Origin of the sequence: Sphingomonas sp. CFBP 13706, from assembly GCF_014842355.1 — a bacterium.
GTDB classification, from domain to species: Bacteria; Pseudomonadota; Alphaproteobacteria; order Sphingomonadales; family Sphingomonadaceae; genus Sphingomonas; species Sphingomonas aerolata.
Genome location: NZ_JACYVM010000005.1, coordinates 365,233 through 385,420, shown reverse-complemented (window position 1 = coordinate 385,420; position 20,188 = coordinate 365,233). Strand labels below are relative to the sequence as shown.

The following is a 20,188-nucleotide window of genomic DNA, read 5'->3' as shown; positions in this document are numbered from 1 at the left end:
CCGCCGACACTACTGCAAGCCCGACTTTTTCAACACAATCGCCCAATTGTGGACATCCCCGTTTTTCTACAAGGTGAGGAAGCTTTGCAGGAGTCGGTCGTGGAATTTTGGGCGTCGAGCGAGATTTACGGACCAGCCGATCAAGCGAGCGAGGCGGTGCGCCGTGTAATCGAACCCTTATTAAATCATCAATTGAGAAACTCTCGCTTCGCCGCTGTTGAGCTTCTCCTGCGTTACATTCCTGTCATCATGCCGACTGAAATGCTTGATCGCTATCCTTCGCGCTCGAAGGCACGAATCAAACAGCGAGTTTTGGATTGCTCCCCGCAACTCCATTATGAAACATTCGTCGGCGGAGAGTTCGATGACCAAGTGGATGCGTACGTAGGCGGCATACGAACCACATCTTCCTTATTGACGAAGTTTGGCGTCTCACCTGTTGAAATCGAGGAATTTGAGCATTTGCTCGCAGCGGTGGCAACTACGGCAAAATCCATGAAGGTATGACCGCTTTCCACCATTTCCGGCCATTCAGCTTTCGCCCACAAACGGACGTTCAATCCGCTGATTTTTCGTCGCTGTCGGGGAAGCGGACACCCATTTCGTTAAAGTGCTGTTCCCTTGTGAAGCCACTACCAAGGTCATACAGATATAGAGTTACAGGGCATTGCTGCTGGCTTGCCCAAGCTATTGCCTCCTAAACCGAAACAGCTTCGAGCGCGTCGTAGTCGACCACCAGCGATGGATTACTTTCGGGCGCCTGATCGGCCTCGGGACAACTATTATCGTGCTCAACCGCCTCCACGATTGCGTCGACCTCACGCCAACGATATGGACGAGTGCGTCTATCAATTACGTTCCACAGCATGAAGGTGTTGTAGCTGCACCCTGATCATCCGCAACGTCCGGCTCACCACCACTTGCGGACCTTTGTTGCCGCTGTCACTCTCTAGCTATGCGCAAACGGGACGGCATGCGATTCAGCGTTTATCCGCAGAACGAGGATGCGGCTCGCGCGTGCTTCGATGAGCATGGGTTTCGCCCTCTGAGGGTGGAGGGCGAGACCAACGGCTTGGTCACACTGGTCTTTCCCGCTCTGCCCGCCAAGGAATTGCACGCTTTGGTGATGGCCGCGCCCGTCCACCTTAGTGCGAAGGTCGGCGTAGTCGTCGGCGACCGCGCTCCCTTCAGCCCGGCAAACCCGAACGGCAGCTGACCGCCAATCCCAACCATTCGCGATGCAAAACGCTGACGCGCGGCCCGGGCGTCAGAGTTTGCCGAAGACGGCTTCGAAGCCGGGCTTGTCGCCGGCGGCGAGGAGGCGGGATTGTTCGATCCAGCGGTCGCGGCCCATGCGGCCGGTGAAGGCGCCGAGCTGCGCGTCGATGTTCTGCGCTTCGGTTTCGGAGAGTGCGGCCATGTCGCCGACGGTGGTGACGCCCAATTCCGCGAGGCGGGTGGCGACCTTGGGGCCGAGGCCCTTGAGCTGGGTGACGGGGGCGGCTGCGTGGTCGACCGCTGGGGTTGGAGCGGGTGCCGGGGTGGGTGTCGGAGTGGGGGCTGGCGCCTCGGTCGGGGTGGCGGCTTCGGCGGCGGGGTTGGCGTCGAAGCTGGCGGCGGCGATCGGTTCGTCGGACAGCGGCGCGGGGGCCGGCGCGGGAGCGGGCGCGGGCGCGACTGGCTGCGGTGCGGGCGCGACCGGACGCGCGACCGGAATCGGGGCGGGGGTCGGGGTCGGGGTCGGGGCAGTCTGGACCTGCGACTGGCTGGGGGCGGGGGTCGGTTTCGGGGCTGGCTTCGGGGCCGGGGCCGGGCGAGTTTCGCTGGCGGCGACGGGCGTCGGCGCGGGGGGCAGATCGGGGGTCGGCTTGGGTGCGGGTTCGACGCCGGCTTCGCGCGCGTTGGCGATGACGTCGCGCGACGCCTTTTTGCGGCTGCGCTTGGCCTTGATGCCCCAGAGCAGCCCGGCGATCACGAAGAGCGCGAGCACCGCGATGATCGCGAAATGGATCGTCGTCAGCGTGGTGATGCCGTCGGGGAGCAGGCTGTCGCCCGAGGCGGACGTCGCGGAAGTTTCGTTCATTTGCCTATAGTAGCGGGGTGGGTCGGGGGGGGCGAGACTTAATGCGTGTTGGCGGTGGTATCAGTGGCGTTGCGGTTGGGGATGCGCCCCACCCCAACCCCTCCCCTGAAGGGGAGGGGCTTTTCTGTTACCGGGTGAGTTCGCGCCAGCCTATGTCGCGGCGGTAGAAGCCTTCTGCGAAATCGATCGCCTCGACCGCGCGGTAGGCGTTGGCCTGGGCGGAGGCGAGGTCGTCGCCGGTGGCGGTGACCGCGAGGACGCGGCCGCCCGCGGCGACGAGGCCGCCATCCTCGAGCCGGGTGCCGGCGTGGAAGACGGTGCCGCCTGCCGCGCGTGCCGAATCGAGGCCGATGATCGCGCCGCCCGCCTTGGGCGTGCCGGGATAGCCCTGGGCCGCCATCACGACGGTCAGCGCCGTGGCGTCGCTAAAGCGGGCGGGGGGGAGATCGGCGAGGCGACCTTCTGCGACCGCGAGCATGGTCGCGATCAGGTCGCCCTCGAATCGCATCATCAGCACCTGCGTCTCGGGATCGCCGAAGCGCGCGTTATATTCGATCAGCTTGGGGCCCTGCGCGGTGAGCATGAGGCCGGCATAAAGGACGCCGCTGAACGGGATCCCGTCCGCCGCCATCGCCGCGACGGTGGGCGCGACGATCTCGTCGAGCGCGCGCTGTTCGAGGTCGGGGGTGAGGACGGGGGCGGGGCTGTACGCGCCCATGCCGCCGGTATTGGGGCCGGTATCGCCCTCGCCGACGCGCTTGTGATCCTGCGCGGAGCCGAACGGCATCAGCGTGGTGCCGTCGGTGAGGACGAAGAGGCTCGCCTCCTCGCCTTCGAGGAATTCCTCGATCACCGCCTCCGCCTCGCCGTCCGCGAACAGCGCGTCGAGCGCGGCATCGGCCTCGGCGCGGGTGAAGGCGATGACGACGCCCTTGCCCGCAGCGAGCCCGTCGGCCTTGATGACCACGGGGAGCGAGAAGGTGCGGGTGAGCGCGACGTCGGCATCGGCACGGCTCGCGACGCGGACATAGCCCGCGGTCGGGATGCCGGCGCGCGCGCACAGATCCTTGGTGAAGCCCTTCGACCCTTCGAGCTGGGCGGCCGCTTTCGACGGACCGAAGACGGGGATGGCGGCGGCGCGCAGGCTATCGGCGAGGCCGTCGACGAGCGGCGCCTCGGGGCCGATCACGACGAGGCCGATGGCCTTTTCGCGGACGAAGGCGACGACCGATGCGTGATCCGTCGCATCGAGACGCACGAGCGTCGCAAGGCTGGCAATGCCGGGGTTGCCCGGCGCGGCATAGAGCGTATCGAGGCCTGGAGAAAAGCTGGCCGATTGCACCAGCTTCCACGCGAGCGCATGTTCGCGGCCCCCCGAGCCCAACAGCAGGACGTTCATGCCCGATCCCTTTTCCGATGACGTCGTGTCCAGCGACATGCTGGCGAGCGATATGGGGCGGCTGGTAGCCGAGCCGGTCGCCGGCGACAACGCACTCGCCATGTCGGTCGGCGAACTCGCGTTCAAGCTGAAGCGGATGGTCGAGGGCGAATTCGGCCATGTCCGCCTGCGCGGCGAGATTTCGGGATGGAAGCGCGTGGCGTCGGGGCATTGCTACATGGCGCTGAAGGACGATCAGGCGGTGATCGACGGCGTGATCTGGAAAGGGAGCGCGGCGCGGCTCGCCTTCGTGCCGCAGGACGGCGTCGAGGTGATCGCGACGGGCAAGCTGACGACCTATCCCGGGCGGTCGAAATACCAGATCGTGATCGACCGGATGGAGCTGGCGGGCGCGGGCGCGCTGATGGCGCTGCTCGAGAAGCTGAAGGCGAAGCTCGGCGGCGAGGGGCTGTTCGACGCGGGCCGTAAGAAGCCGCTGCCGTTCATGCCGCAGGTGATCGGCGTGGTGACGTCGGGGACGGGTGCGGTGATCCGCGACATTCTCCACCGGCTCGAGGATCGCTGTCCGACGCACGTCATCGTCTGGCCGGTCAAGGTGCAGGGCGAGGGATCGGCCGCCGAGATCGCCGCGGCGGTGCGCGGGTTCGATGCGATCGCGCCCGGCGGGCCGGTGCCGCGCCCCGACCTGGTGATCGTCGCGCGCGGCGGCGGGTCGGTCGAGGATCTCTGGTCGTTCAACGAGGAGGTCGTGGTGCGCGCGGTCGCCGCCTGCTCGATCCCGATCATCTCCGCGGTCGGGCATGAGACCGACACGACGCTGTGCGACTATGCCGCCGACCTGCGCGCGCCGACGCCGACCGCGGCGGCCGAGATCGCGGTGCCGGTGCTCGCCGACCTGCGCCTCACGATCGACAGCCATCGCAACCGGACCGAGCGGTGCGCGCGACGCTATGTCGAGCGCGGGCGCGAGCGGCTCGACGCGCTCGCGCGGCATCTGCCCAAGCGCGACCAGCTGCTCGGGCCGCAGCGGCAGCGTGCGGACGATGCCGGGCAGCGGCTCGACCGCGGGCTCGAGCGGCGGCTGACGCTGGCGCGCGGGAGCCTCGACCGGTCGGGCGCTGCGCTGCGGCCGGCGACGCTCGAGCGCAAGCTGGAGGGCGCGCGCGCACGGCTCGATGCGACGTGGCGGCTGGTCCAGTCGCTCAACCCGGATGCGATCCTCGACCGGGGCTATGCGCGGGTGACGTCTCGGGCTCCGGGGGGCACGACGCTGGCGTCGGCGGCGGCGGCGCGTGCAGCGGGGGCGCTGACGCTGCATTTCCGTGACGGGATGGTCGATGCCACCGTCGATGGGGGTGAGCGCGAGGTCGCCGCCAGGCCGAAGCCTGTGAGCCGGCCGACGCCGTCTGCCGCCCCGTCCGCTGCCGCCGGTGCCGCGCCGCGCCAGCCGACCCTGTTCTGATCCTTCCCCCTGTGACGACGAGAGAAACCCGATGCTGATGTCCAATTCCGACCGCGCCGCCAAGCTGCATTACATGGCGAACGGCTTTCGTGTGCTGAGCCCGGGGGATCATGTCGTGTGCGCGGTCACCGGCCACCGCATCCTGCTCGAGGATCTGCGCTACTGGAGCGTCGAGCGGCAGGAGGCCTATGCGACCGCGGCGGGCGCCGCCGAGGCGATGAAACCGCGGTGATCCGCCCGCTGTTGCTGCTGCCGTTGATACTGCTGGCGTCGGGCGGCGTCGCGCAGACCGTGCCGGCGCCTGTCGCGGTCGCCCCCCCGGCGACGGGGTTCGTCTGGACCGGGACGCTGAGCCAGGGCGGGCTGATCCTGGGCACCGCGCCTGCGGGGACGCGCGCGCTGACGCTCGACGGGCGGCCGGTGACGGTCGCGCCCGATCGCCGGTTCGTCGCGGGGTTCGACCGTGATGCGGGGACGCAGGCGATGCTCGTCGCGACGCTGGCGGACGGGCGCGTCGTGCAGCAGCCGCTGGGAATCGCAGCGCGCGGATGGGACATTTCGCGGCTGTCGAGCCTGCCCAAATATCCGGTCCCCGCGCCCGAATTCGCGCGCGTGCGCCCCGGTGAGCTGGCGCAGATCGTCGCGGCGCGGCGGATCGCGGCGGTGTCGGACGGCTGGCGGCAGGCGTTCGTCTGGCCGGTGACGGGGCGGATCTCGACGCTATTCGGGTCGCAGCGCGTCTATGCCAATGGCGAGGCGGGCTCCTATCATTCGGGGATCGACATCGCGCGGCCGACGGGGACGGTCGTGGTCGCGCCCGCGGACGGGGTGGTGATCCTGGCGGCGGATCACCCCTTCACGCTGGAGGGCAATCTGCTGATGATCGACCACGGCATGGGGCTGAACAGCGCGTTCCTGCATCTGTCGCGGATCGACGTGAAGCCGGGCGACCGGGTGACGCAGGGCCAGCCGGTCGGCGCGGTGGGGAATAGCGGGCGTGCGACGGGTCCGCATCTCCACTGGAGCCTGCGCTGGGGGGACGCGAAGCTTGATCCGTTGCTGGTGGCGGGGGTGATGAAGTAAGAGCGCGCGACGTCTAGGTGAGGCGGCGGACCTTGACCGCGGGCTGACCGCCGACGCTCATCCGGAAACTGCCGAGCGCGGCGCGCTTGATGACGACCGCGTCCTTCGCGCGGGGGCGCCGGGCGATCACATTGTCGTCGGTCTGGGTCCAGCGCGCGCCATCGCCGAGCTGGAAGCGCCAATGGCCGGAGTCGTCGACCGACGCACCCGCGAGAACCGCCTCGATCTGCGGCAGCTCCTCGGCCTTGCCGAGCAGGCCGGTTTCGGGAAGCGCGATGCCGAACACCGCGCGCCGCGTCTCGCGGACCTGCTGCTGATCAATGATGACGATCGTCCGGTTCGCTTCAGCCTGTTCGAGCGCGGCGATCGAGCGGTCGAAACAGGCGAGCCGCGCGGCGGTGTCCGACAGCGTGCGGCACTGGCTGAGCGCGACCAGCACGGGCGCGCGTTCGCCGCGGGGCGACCCCGCGGTCGCAGCGGACGGCAGGCCCGCGATCAACAGGGCGGTGGTCAGCAGGCCGGCGGCCGCCCGTCGTGTCGATATGTGCATGTCTGTGTCATCCTCGTATCGGCTTCGGCAATCCGGGGCCGATCCGGGGCGGGGGCGCGCAGGGCCCGCCATCCCCGGAATATCCCCTTTGATTCCTTCGGAAAACCCGCCGCAGGGCGCCGGTTTCACGATGTTGCCTTTTTGTAACAATGGTACGTCAATGCGATGATCCGTTACTATTTTACAATTTTATTTTGGACAAAAGCGCTGCCGTTTGCGTAACCGGCCCCCAGTCAGTGCGCCGGAGCGCGCCGCAACACATCGCGTCAGTCATCACGGATGACGGCGCGAAAGGGGAATGAATACATGCGGAATCATATGTTTCGGGACTGCCTGCTCGCGTCCACGATGATCGCGGGCGCCGTCGTGGCGCTTCCGGCAGCGGCCCAGACCGCACCGGCTCCTGCACCGGCAGCCGAGCCGGCTCCCGCACCGCAGAGCACCACCAGCGACGACGGCGCGGCAGCGACGACCCCGGCAGTCTCGAACACGCCGAGCGAGGATCCCGCTGCAGCCGGGACCGCCGCGGGTACCGACATCGTCGTCACCGGATCGCGTATCTCGAACCCCAACCTGACCTCTGCCAGCCCGATCACCGTGGTCAACGCGGCGGACATCAAGCTGCGCGGCGCGACGCGGATCGAGGACGTGCTCAACAGCCTGCCGGCGTCGTTCGCGACGCAGACCTCGTCGGTGTCGAACGGGTCGACCGGTACGGCGACGATCAACCTGCGCAACCTGGGTGAATCGCGCACGCTGGTGCTGATCAACGGCCGCCGCCTGATGCCGGGCAACCCCTCGTCGAGCAGCACCGCGAGTGCGGCCGCCGACGTCAACATGATCCCCGCCTCGCTGATCAAGCGCGTCGACGTGCTGACCGGCGGCGCCGGTTCGGTCTATGGGTCGGACGCGATCGCGGGCGTCGTCAACTTCGTGCTCGACACCGATTACGAAGGCTTCAGCGTCGACGTGTCGGGCGGCATCAACAACCACAACAACCGCAGCGAGCGGTTCCAGGCGCTGTCGGCGGCAAGCGGCTATCCCGCGCCGAGCGGCCAGGCGTTCGACGGCACGCAGTTCGACATCAACTTCAAGGTCGGCGCGGCAACCAGCGACGGCCGCGGCCATGTCGTCGGCTATGGCGGCTATCGCAAGATCGGCGCGATCCTGCAGGGGTCGCGCGACTATAGCTCGTGCGGGCTGAACGCGCCGTCGGGCAATGTCGGCAACGATTATGTCTGCGGCGGATCGGCCACCGCATTCCCGGCGAACTTCACGCTCGGCGATGCGACCGAGGGCGGGCCGCCGACCGGCTATACGCTGAACGCAGCAGGCCAGCTCGTCGCGGGGCGGACGCTCTACAACGCCAACCCGCTGAACTATTACCAGCGTCCGGACACGCGCTACACCGCGGGCTTCCTCGCCAAGTATGAAGTCAGCGACGCGTTCAAGCCCTATGCCGACTTCATGTTCATGGACGATCGCTCGGTCGCGCAGATCGCGCCGTCAGGTGATTTCAACAACACGACGGTCCTGAACTGCAACAACCCGCTGCTGTCGGCGGCGCAGGTCTCGACCTTCTGCCGTGCGTCCAACCTGGTGACCGACGCCAATGGCGCGGTGGTCAACCTGACCAACCCGGACGGCTCGCAGTATCAGCAGGCGAACGTCCGCATCGGCCGTCGCAACGTCGAGGGCGGCGGGCGTCAGGCGGATCTTCGCCACACCCAGTATCGCTTCGTCGCGGGCGCGACCGGCGATATCGACAAGGGCATTTCGTACGAGGCCTATGGCCAGTTCGGCAGCACCGTGTTCAGCCAGGTGTATCGCAATGAATTCTCGATCTCGCGCACCACGCGCGCGCTCGACGCGATCATCGACACACGCCCCGGCCTGGCAACGACCGGTCAGGCGGTCTGCCGCTCGGTCGTCGACGGCACCGATCCGACCTGCGTCCCGCTCAACATCTTCGGCGCGGCCGGGATCACGCCCGAGGCGCTGAACTATGTCCAGACCCCGGGCTTCCAGTCGGGCGAGAACAAGGAAACCGTCCTCAACGCGAACTTCACCTTCAAGGGCGCCGAATACGGCGTGCAGTCGCCGTTCGCGAGCGAGGGCATCGCGCTGAACGTCGGTGGCGAGTACCGCAAGGAATCGCTGAGCCTCGAAGTCGACAACGCGTTCCTGAGCGGCGATCTGGCCGGCCAGGGCGGCGCGACGCTGCCGATCCGCGGCAGCTACACCGTCAAGGAAGTGTTCGGCGAAATCCAGGTGCCGCTGGTCAGCGACCGCCCGTTCGTCAACGAGCTGACGGTCAATGGCGGCTATCGCTATTCGAGCTACAGCACCGCGGGTTCGGCGCATTCGTACAAGGGTGAGCTGGTCTGGGCGCCGGTCTCCGACGTCCGCTTCCGCGGCGGCTACAACCGTGCGGTCCGCGCGCCGAACACGCAGGAGCTGTTCGCGCAGCAGTCGGTCCAGCTCGACGGTGCGACCGATCCCTGCGCCGGCGGCGCGGTCAACGGTCTGGTCAACGGCAACACGGCCGCGCAGTGCGCGCTGACCGGCGTTCCCGCGAACCGGTTCGGCCTGATCGCCGCCAACCCGTCCGAGCAGTATAACGGCCTGCTCGGCGGTAACCCGAACCTGCGCCCCGAAAAGGCCGACACGTTCACCGCGGGCGTGATCCTGCGGCCGTCGTTCCTGCCGGGCTTCAACCTGTCGGTCGACGGCTTCCGCATCAAGCTGAAGGACCGGATCGGCGTCGTCGGCGCGGACACGATCATCGCGCAGTGCCTCCAGACAGCCGACGACCAGTTCTGCAGTGCGATCAACCGCGATGCCAACGGCACGCTGTGGCAGGGCAATGCGGGCTTCATCGTCGACACCAACGTCAACGCAGGGTCGCTGACCACGCAGGGGATCGAGACCTCGGCGGGCTATACCTACCGCTCGGACAGCATCGGCACGATCGGGCTGTCGTTCAACGGCACCTATGTCGACAAGTTCACGTCGGACAAGGTCGGCACCAAGTTCGATTGCGCGGGCCTGTACGGCGCACAGTGCGGCTATCCGATGTCCAAGTGGCGTCACCAGGCGCGTCTGTCGTTGACCACGCTGGGCGGCATCGGCCTGTCGGGCAACTGGCGCCATCTGTCGGCGACCAAGTTCGAGCGGACCAGCAGCGATGCGGATCTGGCCGGGCCGTTCTTTGCCAATGACGGCCGCGTGAAGGCGCAGGACTATTTCGATCTCGCCGCCACCATCCGGGTCGCGGACAAGGTCACCTACCGCCTCGGCGTCAACAACGTGCTCGACAAGACGCCGCCGATCCTCAGCGCGACAGCCTCGCCGATCGGCTCGTTCGGCAACGGCAACACCTATCCGGGCATCTATGACGCGCTCGGCCGGTACCTGTTCGTCGGCCTGACGATCGACATGTAAGCGATCCTTCCGGACGCGATATCGGGGGGCGGCGGATCATGGATCCGCCGCCCCCTTTTTTTGGTTCGGGCGGCCGGTCCGGAGTGACGCTGAAGCCCGAACCAAGGCCTCGCCAAGCGCCTGTCGCGGGTGCGACGTGAAAATGCCTTTGCCTAATTATTATGCGCAGCGAGGATCTGCTGTCGGAAAAAGCAACAGATTGTAAGAAAAAGCACCAGTGATTGTGTCTTTTTCGCTACACGAGATTGCCAAAGCATTCGGCCGCCCGGATGCATTCTTTACAGGATGCGACAGCACCTCCATCCCATCGCCATTGTCCTTTGGGGTCGCGTCACTGCGCGCGATGAAGGGGGCGCGACATTGCCCGGCGGACTGCGATGCAGCCGCAAGGGTACAAGCGAGGGATAACGCTCAAGTGACCAATTCGAGTTTCGCACGCTGCGCGCTGCGCGGGGGAACCGCCTTGCAGGCGCTCATGCTGATGGGTGCCGGTATCGTCTTTGCCGGCCCGGCGTCGGCGCAGACCGTGCCGCCCCCCGCATCGGCGCCGACGACGGCCCCGACCAACGAAGCGGAACCCGCTTCCGACGCTGCGCAGTTGCCGCCGACCGCCAACACGCCACAGGATGGCGAGGATATCGTCGTCACGGGGTCGCTGTTCCGCGGGCGCGACACCGGCCCGTCGCCCGTCACCACGCTGACCGCCGCGACTCTGCAGGAGCGCGGCATCAACACCGCGGCCGAGGCCGTGCAGCGGCTGACGTCGAACGGTGCGGGTACGATCAGCCAGGGCTGGAACACGGGCAGCAACTTTGCGACCGGGGCGACCGCGGCGTCGCTTCGCGGCCTGTCGGTCCAGTCGACGCTGACGCTGTTCGACGGCCTTCGCATGGCACCCTATCCGCTGGCCGATGACGGCCAGCGCAACTTCGTCGACATGAACACGATCCCGAGCGCGCTGGTCGAGCGGATCGAAGTGCTCAAGGACGGTGCATCGTCGACCTATGGCGCGGATGCGGTCGCGGGCGTCATCAACGTCATCATGAAGAAGCAGGTCGAGGGTCTCCACCTCAACGGATCTGCGGGCATTTCGGATCGCGGCGACGGCGCCGAGCAGCGGCTCGATGCCACCTGGGGCTATGGCGACCTCGCCACCCAGGGCTATAACTTCTACGTCAACGGCGAGTATCAGAACACCGCAGCAGTCAATGCAAGCGATCGCGGCTATCCGTTCAACTCGTCGGACCTGAGCCGGATCTGCAACGACGCGGGCAGCTGCATCCGCCAGCCCGCCGGTGCACGCAACTTCTTCAATGCCGACGGTACGTTTTCCGGACTGGCGTCGACGACCGTACCGCTGGTCCGTCCCGTCGATGCGACCGGCGCCGCGCTCGGCCGGTACAATATCCTGAACGCGGCCGATGGGTGTCGCAACCTGAACCCCGTGACGGTTCTTCCCGGGCAGAGCCCGACCGCCGGGTCGGTCGTCTGTCAGCAGGACTTCCGCAAGCAGTATCTGCAGGTATTGCCGCAACAGGAGCGGTACGGCTTTGCCGGTCGTTTCACCGCCAATGTCGGCGAGAACGCACAGGCCTATGTCTCGGGTAACTATTACCGGACCAACACCTTCACGCAGCTGAGCCCGCTCGGCTACAACAACCAGACCACGCCGCCGGGTGCGGTCGTGCTGAACCCGCTCTTCCTGCCGACCTATGTCTGCGCCGGCGGCGTTGGTTCGCTGACGATGCTGAACACGGGCTGCAACGTGGGGAACGGGGTTCTGAACCCGAACAACCCCTTCGCGGCAAGCGGCAACCGTGCGCAGCTGCTGAGCCTGTATGACCGGCCGCGTACGATCGAGACCAACTCGCGCGCGCTGCGCATCGCCGCAGGGCTCAAGGGTTCGTTCGGCGACGACTGGAACTACAATGCGGACTTCACCGCGTCGAACACGCAGCTCGACGTCATCCAGAAGAACTACCTGATCCCGCAGCGCCTGCTCGACGTGATCGCGCGGGGGACGTATAACTTCGTCAACCCGAGCGCGAACTCGGAAGAGAGTCGCAACTACATCGCGCCCGAAAACCGGACGCGCTCGACGGCCGATCTCTGGCAGATCCAGGGCAACATCTCGAAGGCGCTGTTTACGCTGCCAGGTGGTCCGTTGCAGGTCGCGGTGGGTGCGGCCTATCGCAAGGAGTCGATCGACAACCCCAGCGCGAACCCGCAGAACGACGCCGCCCCTTATGACCGCTATTATGGCGTGAATTCGGTCGGTGCAGTGGGTAGCCGCAACGTGAAGTCGGCCTTCTTCGAAATCAACGCGCCGGTCCTCGACCAGCTCGTGATCAACGGTTCGGGCCGCTATGACGACTATTCGTCGGGTCAAAGCAACTTCTCGCCAAAGATCGGTGCGAAGTTCACCCCGATCGAGCAGTTCTCGTTGCGCGGTACCTATTCGAAGGGGTTCCGCATCCCGAGCTTCAACGAAGCTAACGGCCTGCCGACCACGGGTTATGTCACGCGGTCGCTCGACCCGAGCATCCCGGCGCAGGCTGCGTTCATCGCCGCGCATGGCGGCAACTCCTATGCAACGGGTCAGTTCTCGGTCGGCAACACCTCAACGGGCAATCCGAACCTCGACCCCGAAAAGTCGACCAGCTGGACGCTCGGTGCGATCTTCGAGCCGACATCGCGGATCAACTTCACCGTTGATTACTTCAACATCAAGGTGAAGGGCATCATCAACCCGGCCAGCTCGGCCGGCGCGTTCGAGCAGTATTACGCGAACAATGGTGTCGTGAACCTGCCCGGCGTCGTCGTCCGTCCCGGCCTGGCCGATAATGACAACCCTGCGGCACTGCCACAGATCGGCTTCATCGAGGTCTCGTACCAGAATGCGGATCAGCAGAACGTGCAGGGTATCGATTTTGGTGCCAATGCGCGCTTCCCGATCGGCGACAACGTCACGTTCACCACGTCGGCCGATGCGTCTTACCTGCTCCGGTTCGACAAGCGGACTGCAGACGGCAACACCGAACGCTATGACGGTACGCTCAGCCCCTGCAACAACACGTCGTGCTCGGGTTCGCCCAAGTGGCGTGCGACGTGGCAGAACACCGTCGAAGTCGGAGCCGCGTCGCTTTCGGCGACCGCCTACTACACCGGGGGCTATGACCTGGCATCGACCGATGTCTCGAACGGTTACAGCGGTGTGAAGGGCGATTGCGAGGCGAGCATCGGTTCGTCGGTCGTGACGTACCAGGACGGCTCGCCCGTGCTGTGCAACGCGAAGGCAACGTGGAACGTCGACATGACCGCGACGGTCAAGGTCAACGACCGGTTCACGCTGTACACCAACGTGCTCAACATCTTCGACATCAAGCCCCCGTTCGATCCGAGCGGCGGGTACAGCATCAACCAGTACAACCCCGCATGGACGACGGCGAACGTCCTGGGTCGCTTCTTCCGGGTCGGCGCTCGCGTCGACTTCTAAGAACGAGCATTCTGCATGAGGGCGGGTCCTTCGGGACCCGCCCTTTTTTTGTGCCTGCGGTTCGGGGGCTCAGCCGACCGCGAGCACCAGTTTTCCGTCGCCCTCGTCGATATGGACGGTGGCGCCGTCCTTGACCTCGCCGCGCAGGAGCATGTCGGCGAGCGGGTCCTGGAGGTAGCGCTGGACCGCGCGTTTGAGGGGCCTTGCGCCATAGACGGGGTCGTAGCCGACGCGGCCGAGCCAGGCGCGGGCGGCTTCCGTGAGGTCGAGCGTGATCTTGCGGTCGGCCAGCAGCTTGTCGACGCGCGATACCTGGATGTCGACGATTGGCGCCATGTGCGCCTGGCCCAGACGGTGGAACAGGATCACCTCGTCTAGGCGGTTGAGGAATTCCGGGCGGAAGTGCGACCGGACGATCTCCATCACCTGCGGTTCGACCGACGAGACGTCGTCGCCCTCGGCCATGTTGGCGAGATACTGGCTGCCGAGATTGCTCGTCAGGATGATCAGCGTGTTGCTGAAATCCACCGTGCGACCCTGGCCGTCGGTCAGGCGGCCGTCGTCGAGCACCTGGAGGAGCACGTTGAACACGTCGCCATGCGCCTTCTCGACCTCGTCGAACAGGATCACCTGATAGGGACGCCGGCGGACCGCCTCGGTCAGCACGCCGCCCTCCTCATAACCGACATAGCCGGGAGGCGCGCCGATCAGCCGGGCGACCGCGTGCTTTTCCATGAACTCGCTCATGTCGATGCGGACCATCGCCGACGGATCGTCGAACAGGAATTCGGCGAGCGCCTTGGTCAGCTCGGTCTTGCCGACGCCGGTTGGCCCCAAGAACAGGAAGCTGCCCAAGGGGCGGTTGGGATCCTGCAGCCCCGCGCGCGCACGGCGGACCGCGGTCGAGACGGCCTTGACCGCATGGGCCTGGCCGATGACGCGCTTGCCGATCGTCGCCTCCATCGCGAGCAATTTGTCGCGCTCGCCCTGGAGCATCCGCTCGACCGGGATGCCGGTCCAGCGGCTGACGACGCCGGCGATGTCGTCGGCATTGACCTCCTCGCGCAGCATCGCGCCCTTGGTCGCGCCCGCGGCCTCGTCGAGCTGGCGCTGCAGCCCGGGGATCGTGCCGTAGGAGAGCTCGCCCGCGCGTGCGAGGTCGCCCGAGCGCTGTGCCTGGTCGAGTTCCAATCGCGCGGCGTCGAGCTGTTCCTTCAGTCGCGCCTCGGCGTTGATCTTGTCCTTCTCGCCCTTCCAGCGCGTCGTCAGCTCGGCGGACTGTTCCTCGAGATTGACGAGATCGCCCTCGAGCGTGTCGAGCCGGTCGATCGAGGCCTCGTCGGTCTCGCGCTTCAGCGCTTCGCGTTCGATCTTGAGCTGGATGATCCGGCGGTCGAGATTCTCGATCTCCTCGGGCTTGGATTCGACCTCCATGCGGATCCGGCTCGCGGCCTCGTCCATCAGGTCGATCGCCTTGTCGGGGAGGAAGCGGTCGGTGATGTAGCGGTTCGACAGCGTCGAGGCGGCGACGATCGCGCCGTCGGTGATGCGGACGCCGTGGTGGAGCTCGTATTTCTCCTTCAGGCCGCGCAGGATCGAGATCGTGTCCTCGACCGTGGGTTCGCCGACCATGACGGGCTGGAACCGGCGCTGGAGCGCGGGGTCCTTCTCGACATATTTGCGATATTCGTCGAGCGTGGTCGCGCCGACGCAGTGGAGTTCACCGCGGGCGAGCGCGGGTTTGAGCAGGTTGCCCGCGTCCATCGCGCCTTCGGATTTGCCCGCGCCGATCAGCTGGTGCATCTCGTCGATGAACAGGATCACGTCGCCCTCGGCGGCCTTCACCTCGTCGAGCACGCCCTTCAGCCGCTCCTCGAACTCGCCGCGATATTTCGCGCCCGCGATCAGCGAGCCCATGTCGAGCGACATCAGGCGGCGGTCCTTGAGCGTATCGGGGACGTCGCCGTTCGCGATGCGAAGGGCGAGGCCTTCGGCGATCGCGGTCTTGCCGACGCCGGGTTCGCCGATCAGCGCGGGATTGTTCTTGGTACGGCGGGCGAGGATCTGGATCGTGCGGCGGATCTCCTCGTCGCGGCCGATGACGGGGTCGAGCTTGCCGTCGCGCGCCGCCTGGGTGAGGTCGCGCGCGAATTTCTTGAGCGCGTCATAGCGGTCCTCGGCGCCCGCGGTGTCCGCGGTGCGGCCCTGGCGGACGCTGTTGATCGCGGTGTTGAGCCCCTCGGGGGTGACGCCGCCGGTCTTCAGCGCCTTGCCCGCGGCGGTGTTGAGCGAGAGCGCGAGCGCGACGAGCAGACGCTCGACGGTGACGAAGCTGTCGCCCGCCTTGGTCGCGATCTGTTCGGCCTGGTCAAGCACGCGGACCGCGTCATTGTCGATCCCCGGCGTGGTCTGCGCGCCCGAGCCCGAGACGGCGGGGATCTTGGCGAGCGCGAGGTCGGTCTCGGCGGTCGCGCGCTTGGCGTCGCCGCCCGCGGCCGCGATCAGCCCGGCGGCCATGCCCTGTTCGTCCTCGAGCAGCGCCTTCAGCAGATGCTCGGGCGCGATCCGCTGATGGTTCATGCGGATCGCGACGGTCTGCGCGGACTGGAGGAAGCCTTTCGCGCGGTCGGTGAATTTGTCGATGTTCATGGGCGTATCCCTGTGGTCTTTGGCCAGAGATGGTGTTGTATTTAGGCAACACAAGAGGGCGGCGTTGCATCATGCTAGGGACAAGCGCCGCGGGCCGGAATAGCGTTTATTGTCGGTGTCGAAGCAGCGTCGTCATCGCTATAAGCCCCCGCCCATGCTATATGGGTGGGGTGTCAACAGCCATTCCCCATATCTACGCCATCGGCATCGAGCCGGCCGACATCGACTTCATGGGTCACGTCAACAACGCGAACTATCTGAAGTGGGTACAGGCCGCGGTGATCGATCACTGGCAGCGTCTCGCCCCGGCCGAGGCGGTGGCGGGGCATTTGTGGGTCGCGCTGAAACACGAGATTACCTACCGCAAGCCGGCGTTTCTGGACGACGACGTGATCGCGACGGTGCTGCTCGAGAAGGTGCAGGGCGCGCGGGCGTTTTACGAGACGATCATCAAGCGCGGCGAGGATGTGCTGGCCGAGGTGAAGTCGAGCTGGTGTTGCCTGGATGCGGAGACGCTGCGGCCTTCGCGACTGGCGAGTCATGTGGTGGAGCGGTTCTTTCCGAAGGATTGAGGGGCGTTTGCCCCGGCCGTTCTCCCGCGTAGGCGGGAGTCCAGGATTATGAAGCGCTGCGTTGCTTGACCCTGGGCCCCCGCTTTCGCGGGGGAACGGGGTTTTTTTGACCGGGACGTGCGACCCGTGCCGTCATTCCCGCGGAGGCGGGAAGCCGGAGCGGCTGGCTTTTGTGGGTATCGCCGTGGTTTGCCGGTCTGGATCCCCGCCTTCGCGGGGATGACGGGTTTTGGGGGGGCGGGCTGGATGCGGCCGCCTGTCCTGGGTCGCCGGATTGGGGCGAGCGGTCAGCGACGTACACTACCTCCCCGGCGGAGGCCGGGGCCCAGGTGGGACGGCCCTCATGACTCCGCGTCGCCTCACCTTATTTCCGGCCCCCAACTGGGCCCCGGCCTTCGCCGGGGAGGTGGTCTAGCCGCTCACACCACCTCATACGGGACCGCGCCGCGGCGGTTGGGGTCGACGCGGATTTCGCTGGCGGCCGGCGGAAAGGCGCGCTGGTCGCAGTCGGGGCGCAGGCAGATGCGGCAGGAGGCGCCGATCGGGGTGGCGATACCGCCGGTGCCGAGCGCGTCGGCGTAGATGAATTCGGACGCGTTCGCCTCCTCGCAGCCCAGCGCCACCGCATAGCGGCGCGCGGGCCGGGTATAGGTTTCGGACGGTTTCACCAGCCCTTTGGCCATCGAGACGTAGCGGATGCCGTCGCTGGTCTCGAGCAATTGCGTGAGGATGCGGTCGGGGATCGCGACCGCTTCGTGGACGATCCACAAGGGACAGGCGCCGCCGAAGCGCGCAAACTGGAGGCGGGTGGCGGAGTGGCGCTTGGTGATGTTGCCCGCCATGTCGACGCGGCAGAAGAAGAACGGGATGCCGAGCGCGCCGGGGCGCTGCAAGGTCGAGAGCCGGTGGCAGGTCTGTTCGAAGCTGGTGCCGAAGATCCGCCGCAGCCGGTCGATATCGTGGCGGACGCTGCGCGCCTCTGCGCGGAAGCGGGTATAGGGCATGACGATCGCGCCCGCGGCGTAATTGGTAAGCCCCGCGGTGAGCAGCGCGCGCGCGGTCTCCGACGCCATGTCGGAGGCGGCGACGATGTCGGCGATCAGATCGGCGAATTCGCCGCGCGCGACCTGATGCGCGAGCGAGAAGAGCGTGGTCTCGCCGGGCTGCGATCCGTCGAGCCGCAGCGTTGCACCGTCATAGTCGCGCAAGGGGGCAGCTAGCGCGCCCGAGATCGCGACGGATACGCCGCGTGCCGCGAGCCGCGCCTCGAGCGCTGTGATCCGGTCGCTGCCGAGCGTCTCGCCGATTTCCTCCGCACGGCGATCGAGCGTGTCGACATAATTGCCCGCGGCGTGAAACCAGTCGCGGACATCCTCCCAGGGGAGCAGCCCGGGCGCGCCTGACCCCGCAACCAGCCGGTCATCGAGCGCGCGCAACTGTTCCTGCGCACGGCGATAGGCGTCGTGCATCGCGACGAGCCGCTGGGCGAGCAAGGGCTGGTGCTTCACCGCGCGGCGGATCGCGCTTTCGTCGAGCGTCGGTGCGGCGACGCTGGTGTCGGTGACGGCCTCAAGCGTCGCGACGAGCAGCGCGGTGTCGTCGGCGGCGTCGATGCTGCCCCAGTCGGCGGGGAATTCGCGTGCGAGCGTGACGAGCACCGCCTCGCTGACCGGGCGGTCGCCATTCTCGATCTGCGAGAGATAGCTGACCGAGATGCCGATCCGCACCGCCATCGCCGCCTGGCTGATCCCGAGCGTGCCGCGAAGGTCGCGCAGCCGGTGTCCGACGAAGAGGCGGCGTGGGGGTGTGGTCATGCGGCGGGTGTAGTTTGCAAACATGGGTGGCACAAGTTTGCAACATTGCATTTGCGCATTGCGTCCCGCTCTGTGAAAGCCCCCAGCAGGACGGAGAGACGATGTCATCGACGATCGAAGAGCTTGAACGACGCCGCGAAGCCGCAAGAGTGGGCGGGGGTATCAAGCGGATCGGAGCGCAGCACGCCAAGGGAAAGCTCACCGCAAGGGAGCGCCTTGACGTGCTGCTGGACGAGGGATCGTTCGAGGAGCTCGACATGTATGTCGAGCATAATTGCGTCGATTTCGGCATGCAGGACCAGGTGATCCCCGGCGACGGCGTGGTCACCGGATCGGGCACGATCAACGGCCGCCTCGTCTTCGTGTTCAGCCAGGATTTCACGGTATTCGGCGGGTCGCTCAGCGAACGCCACGCGCAGAAGATCTGCAAGGTGATGGACAGCGCGATGAAGGTCGGCGCGCCGATCATCGGGCTGAACGACAGCGGCGGCGCGCGCATCCAGGAGGGCGTCGCGAGCCTTGGCGGCTATGCCGAGGTGTTCCAGCGCAACGTGCTGGCGAGCGGCGTCGTGCCGCAGCTGTCGCTGATCATGGGCCCGTGTGCAGGCGGCGCGGTGTACAGCCCGGCGATGACCGACTTCATCTTCATGGTGAAGGATTCGAGCTACATGTTCGTGACCGGGCCCGACGTGGTCAAGACGGTGACGAACGAGGTGGTCACGCAGGAGGCGCTGGGCGGCGCGGTGACGCACACGACCAAGACGTCGGTCGCGGACAATGCGTTCGAGAACGACATCGAGGCGCTGCTCGCGGCGCGCGACTTCTTCGACTTCCTGCCCGAATCGAACCGGGCGGGCGTGCCCGAGCGGCCGACCGCGGACGAGTGGGACCGGGTCGAGGAAAGCCTCGACACGCTGATCCCGGCGTCGGCGAACCAGCCCTATGACATGCACGAGCTGATCCGGAAGGTCGTCGACGAGGGCGATTTCTTCGAGACGCAGCCGGCGCATGCGGCCAACATCATCACCGGCTTCGGGCGGATCGAGGGGCGGACCGTCGGTTTCGTCGCGAACCAGCCGATGGTGCTCGCGGGCGTGCTCGACATCAACAGCTCGAAAAAGGCGGCGCGGTTCGTGCGCTTCTGCGATGCGTTCGAGATCCCGATCGTGACCTTCGTCGACGTCCCCGGCTTTCTGCCCGGCACCGCGCAGGAGCATAACGGCATCATCAAGCACGGCGCGAAACTGCTGTTCGCGTACGGCGAGGCGACCGTGCCGAAGATCACCGTGATCACGCGCAAGGCCTATGGCGGCGCGTATGACGTGATGGCGTCGAAGCATCTGCGCGGCGACCTCAACTATGCATGGCCGACCGCGGAGATCGCGGTGATGGGCGCGAAGGGCGCGGTCGAGATCATCTTCCGCGGCAAGACGCCCGAGGAGATCGCGGAGCGGACCGCGGAATATGAGGCGCGCTTCGCCAACCCGTTCGTCGCGGCGAGCAAGGGGTTCATCGACGAGGTGATCCAGCCGCATTCGACACGGCGGCGGATCGCGCTGGGGCTGCGCAAGCTGCGCGGCAAGAGCATCGAGAATCCGTGGAAGAAGCATGACAACATCCCGCTCTGACCGGGCGG

14 protein-coding genes are annotated in these 20,188 nt (G+C 66.6%); 9 read left to right on the top strand and 5 right to left on the bottom strand.

Annotation, left to right across the window (positions count from 1 at the left end):
• Together IFS44_RS12495 and IFS44_RS12490 are read left to right on the top strand one after the other, a co-directional pair.
• The coding region (locus IFS44_RS12495) for a hypothetical protein (RefSeq protein WP_206757837.1) at positions 1–507 on the top strand (507 nt) is incomplete at its 5' end.
• Positions 508–973: 466 nt separating this feature from the next.
• The gene (locus IFS44_RS12490) at positions 974–1,216 is read left to right on the top strand and encodes a hypothetical protein (protein WP_192098643.1); all 243 of its coding nucleotides are present in this window, start codon (positions 974–976) and stop codon (positions 1,214–1,216) included.
• Positions 1,217–1,267: 51 nt separating this feature from the next.
• Here IFS44_RS12490 and IFS44_RS12485 read toward each other — a convergent pair whose 3' ends face one another.
• Together IFS44_RS12485 and purD are read right to left on the bottom strand one after the other, a co-directional pair.
• A complete protein-coding gene (locus IFS44_RS12485) occupies positions 1,268–2,083 on the bottom strand; it encodes a hypothetical protein (protein ID WP_192098642.1) in 816 nt (271 codons plus the stop codon).
• A 127-nt stretch (positions 2,084–2,210) separates the two neighbouring features.
• Positions 2,211–3,482, bottom strand: coding sequence for a phosphoribosylamine--glycine ligase (gene purD / locus IFS44_RS12480; RefSeq protein ID WP_192098641.1), 1,272 nt, complete (start codon positions 3,480–3,482; stop codon positions 2,211–2,213).
• On the opposite strand from purD, the gene xseA reads away from it, so the two are divergent.
• The 3 genes from xseA to IFS44_RS12465 are packed head-to-tail and all read left to right on the top strand — an operon-like array spanning position 3,481 to position 6,027.
• Complete coding sequence (xseA, locus tag IFS44_RS12475) at positions 3,481–4,944, top strand: exodeoxyribonuclease VII large subunit (RefSeq protein ID WP_446740853.1); 1,464 nt, start codon at positions 3,481–3,483, stop codon at positions 4,942–4,944. The genes purD and xseA overlap by 2 nt on opposite strands.
• Positions 4,945–4,975: 31 nt before the next feature.
• Positions 4,976–5,176, top strand: a complete 201-nt coding sequence (locus tag IFS44_RS12470; protein ID WP_031441717.1) for a DUF2093 domain-containing protein — start codon at positions 4,976–4,978, stop codon at positions 5,174–5,176.
• Positions 5,173–6,027 carry a M23 family metallopeptidase gene (locus tag IFS44_RS12465; protein WP_446740852.1) on the top strand — a complete coding sequence of 285 codons (855 nt, stop codon included), beginning with the start codon at positions 5,173–5,175 and terminating at the stop codon, positions 6,025–6,027. The genes IFS44_RS12470 and IFS44_RS12465 overlap by 4 nt, the downstream gene beginning before the upstream one ends.
• Before the next feature lie 13 nt (positions 6,028–6,040).
• Here IFS44_RS12465 and IFS44_RS12460 read toward each other — a convergent pair whose 3' ends face one another.
• Positions 6,041–6,577: a hypothetical protein gene (locus tag IFS44_RS12460; RefSeq protein ID WP_192098640.1), complete on the bottom strand. Its 537-nt coding sequence runs from the start codon at positions 6,575–6,577 to the stop codon at positions 6,041–6,043.
• A 348-nt stretch (positions 6,578–6,925) separates the two neighbouring features.
• On the opposite strand from IFS44_RS12460, the gene IFS44_RS12455 reads away from it, so the two are divergent.
• Positions 6,926–10,021, top strand: coding sequence for a TonB-dependent receptor domain-containing protein (locus tag IFS44_RS12455; protein WP_244650223.1), 3,096 nt, complete (start codon positions 6,926–6,928; stop codon positions 10,019–10,021).
• A gap of 415 nt (positions 10,022–10,436) precedes the next feature.
• Positions 10,437–13,517 carry a TonB-dependent receptor domain-containing protein gene (locus IFS44_RS12450; RefSeq protein ID WP_031396144.1) on the top strand — a complete coding sequence of 1,027 codons (3,081 nt, stop codon included), beginning with the start codon at positions 10,437–10,439 and terminating at the stop codon, positions 13,515–13,517.
• Positions 13,518–13,586: 69 nt separating this feature from the next.
• On the opposite strand, the gene clpB is transcribed toward IFS44_RS12450, so the two are convergent.
• Positions 13,587–16,166 carry an ATP-dependent chaperone ClpB gene (gene clpB / locus IFS44_RS12445; RefSeq protein WP_192098638.1) on the bottom strand — a complete coding sequence of 860 codons (2,580 nt, stop codon included), beginning with the start codon at positions 16,164–16,166 and terminating at the stop codon, positions 13,587–13,589.
• A 170-nt stretch (positions 16,167–16,336) separates the two neighbouring features.
• Here clpB and IFS44_RS12440 point away from each other — a divergent pair, with 170 nt between their 5' ends.
• Complete coding sequence (locus IFS44_RS12440; protein ID WP_107931458.1) at positions 16,337–16,738, top strand: acyl-CoA thioesterase; 402 nt, start codon at positions 16,337–16,339, stop codon at positions 16,736–16,738.
• A 419-nt stretch (positions 16,739–17,157) separates the two neighbouring features.
• Here the strand turns inward: IFS44_RS12440 and IFS44_RS12435 are convergent, their stop codons facing one another.
• A complete protein-coding gene (locus tag IFS44_RS12435; protein ID WP_192098637.1) occupies positions 17,158–18,552 on the bottom strand; it encodes a helix-turn-helix domain-containing protein in 1,395 nt (464 codons plus the stop codon).
• A 101-nt stretch (positions 18,553–18,653) separates the two neighbouring features.
• Between IFS44_RS12435 and IFS44_RS12430 the strand changes: the two genes are divergently transcribed.
• Positions 18,654–20,180: an acyl-CoA carboxylase subunit beta gene (locus IFS44_RS12430; protein ID WP_192098636.1), complete on the top strand. Its 1,527-nt coding sequence runs from the start codon at positions 18,654–18,656 to the stop codon at positions 20,178–20,180.
• The last annotated feature ends 8 nt before the right edge of the window (positions 20,181–20,188 follow it).

Coding starts and splice junctions, on each gene's coding strand:
- IFS44_RS12470 (WP_031441717.1), top strand. CDS start 4,976: ATGCTGATGTCCAATTCCGACCGCGCCGCCAAGCTGCATTACATGGCG.
- IFS44_RS12460 (WP_192098640.1), bottom strand. CDS start 6,577: ATGCACATATCGACACGACGGGCGGCCGCCGGCCTGCTGACCACCGCC.
- clpB (WP_192098638.1), bottom strand. CDS start 16,166: ATGAACATCGACAAATTCACCGACCGCGCGAAAGGCTTCCTCCAGTCC.
- purD (WP_192098641.1), bottom strand. CDS start 3,482: ATGAACGTCCTGCTGTTGGGCTCGGGGGGCCGCGAACATGCGCTCGCG.
- IFS44_RS12490 (WP_192098643.1), top strand. CDS start 974: ATGCGATTCAGCGTTTATCCGCAGAACGAGGATGCGGCTCGCGCGTGC.
- IFS44_RS12435 (WP_192098637.1), bottom strand. CDS start 18,552: ATGACCACACCCCCACGCCGCCTCTTCGTCGGACACCGGCTGCGCGAC.
- IFS44_RS12485 (WP_192098642.1), bottom strand. CDS start 2,083: ATGAACGAAACTTCCGCGACGTCCGCCTCGGGCGACAGCCTGCTCCCC.
- xseA (WP_446740853.1), top strand. CDS start 3,481: ATGCCCGATCCCTTTTCCGATGACGTCGTGTCCAGCGACATGCTGGCG.
- IFS44_RS12430 (WP_192098636.1), top strand. CDS start 18,654: ATGTCATCGACGATCGAAGAGCTTGAACGACGCCGCGAAGCCGCAAGA.
- IFS44_RS12455 (WP_244650223.1), top strand. CDS start 6,926: ATGATCGCGGGCGCCGTCGTGGCGCTTCCGGCAGCGGCCCAGACCGCA.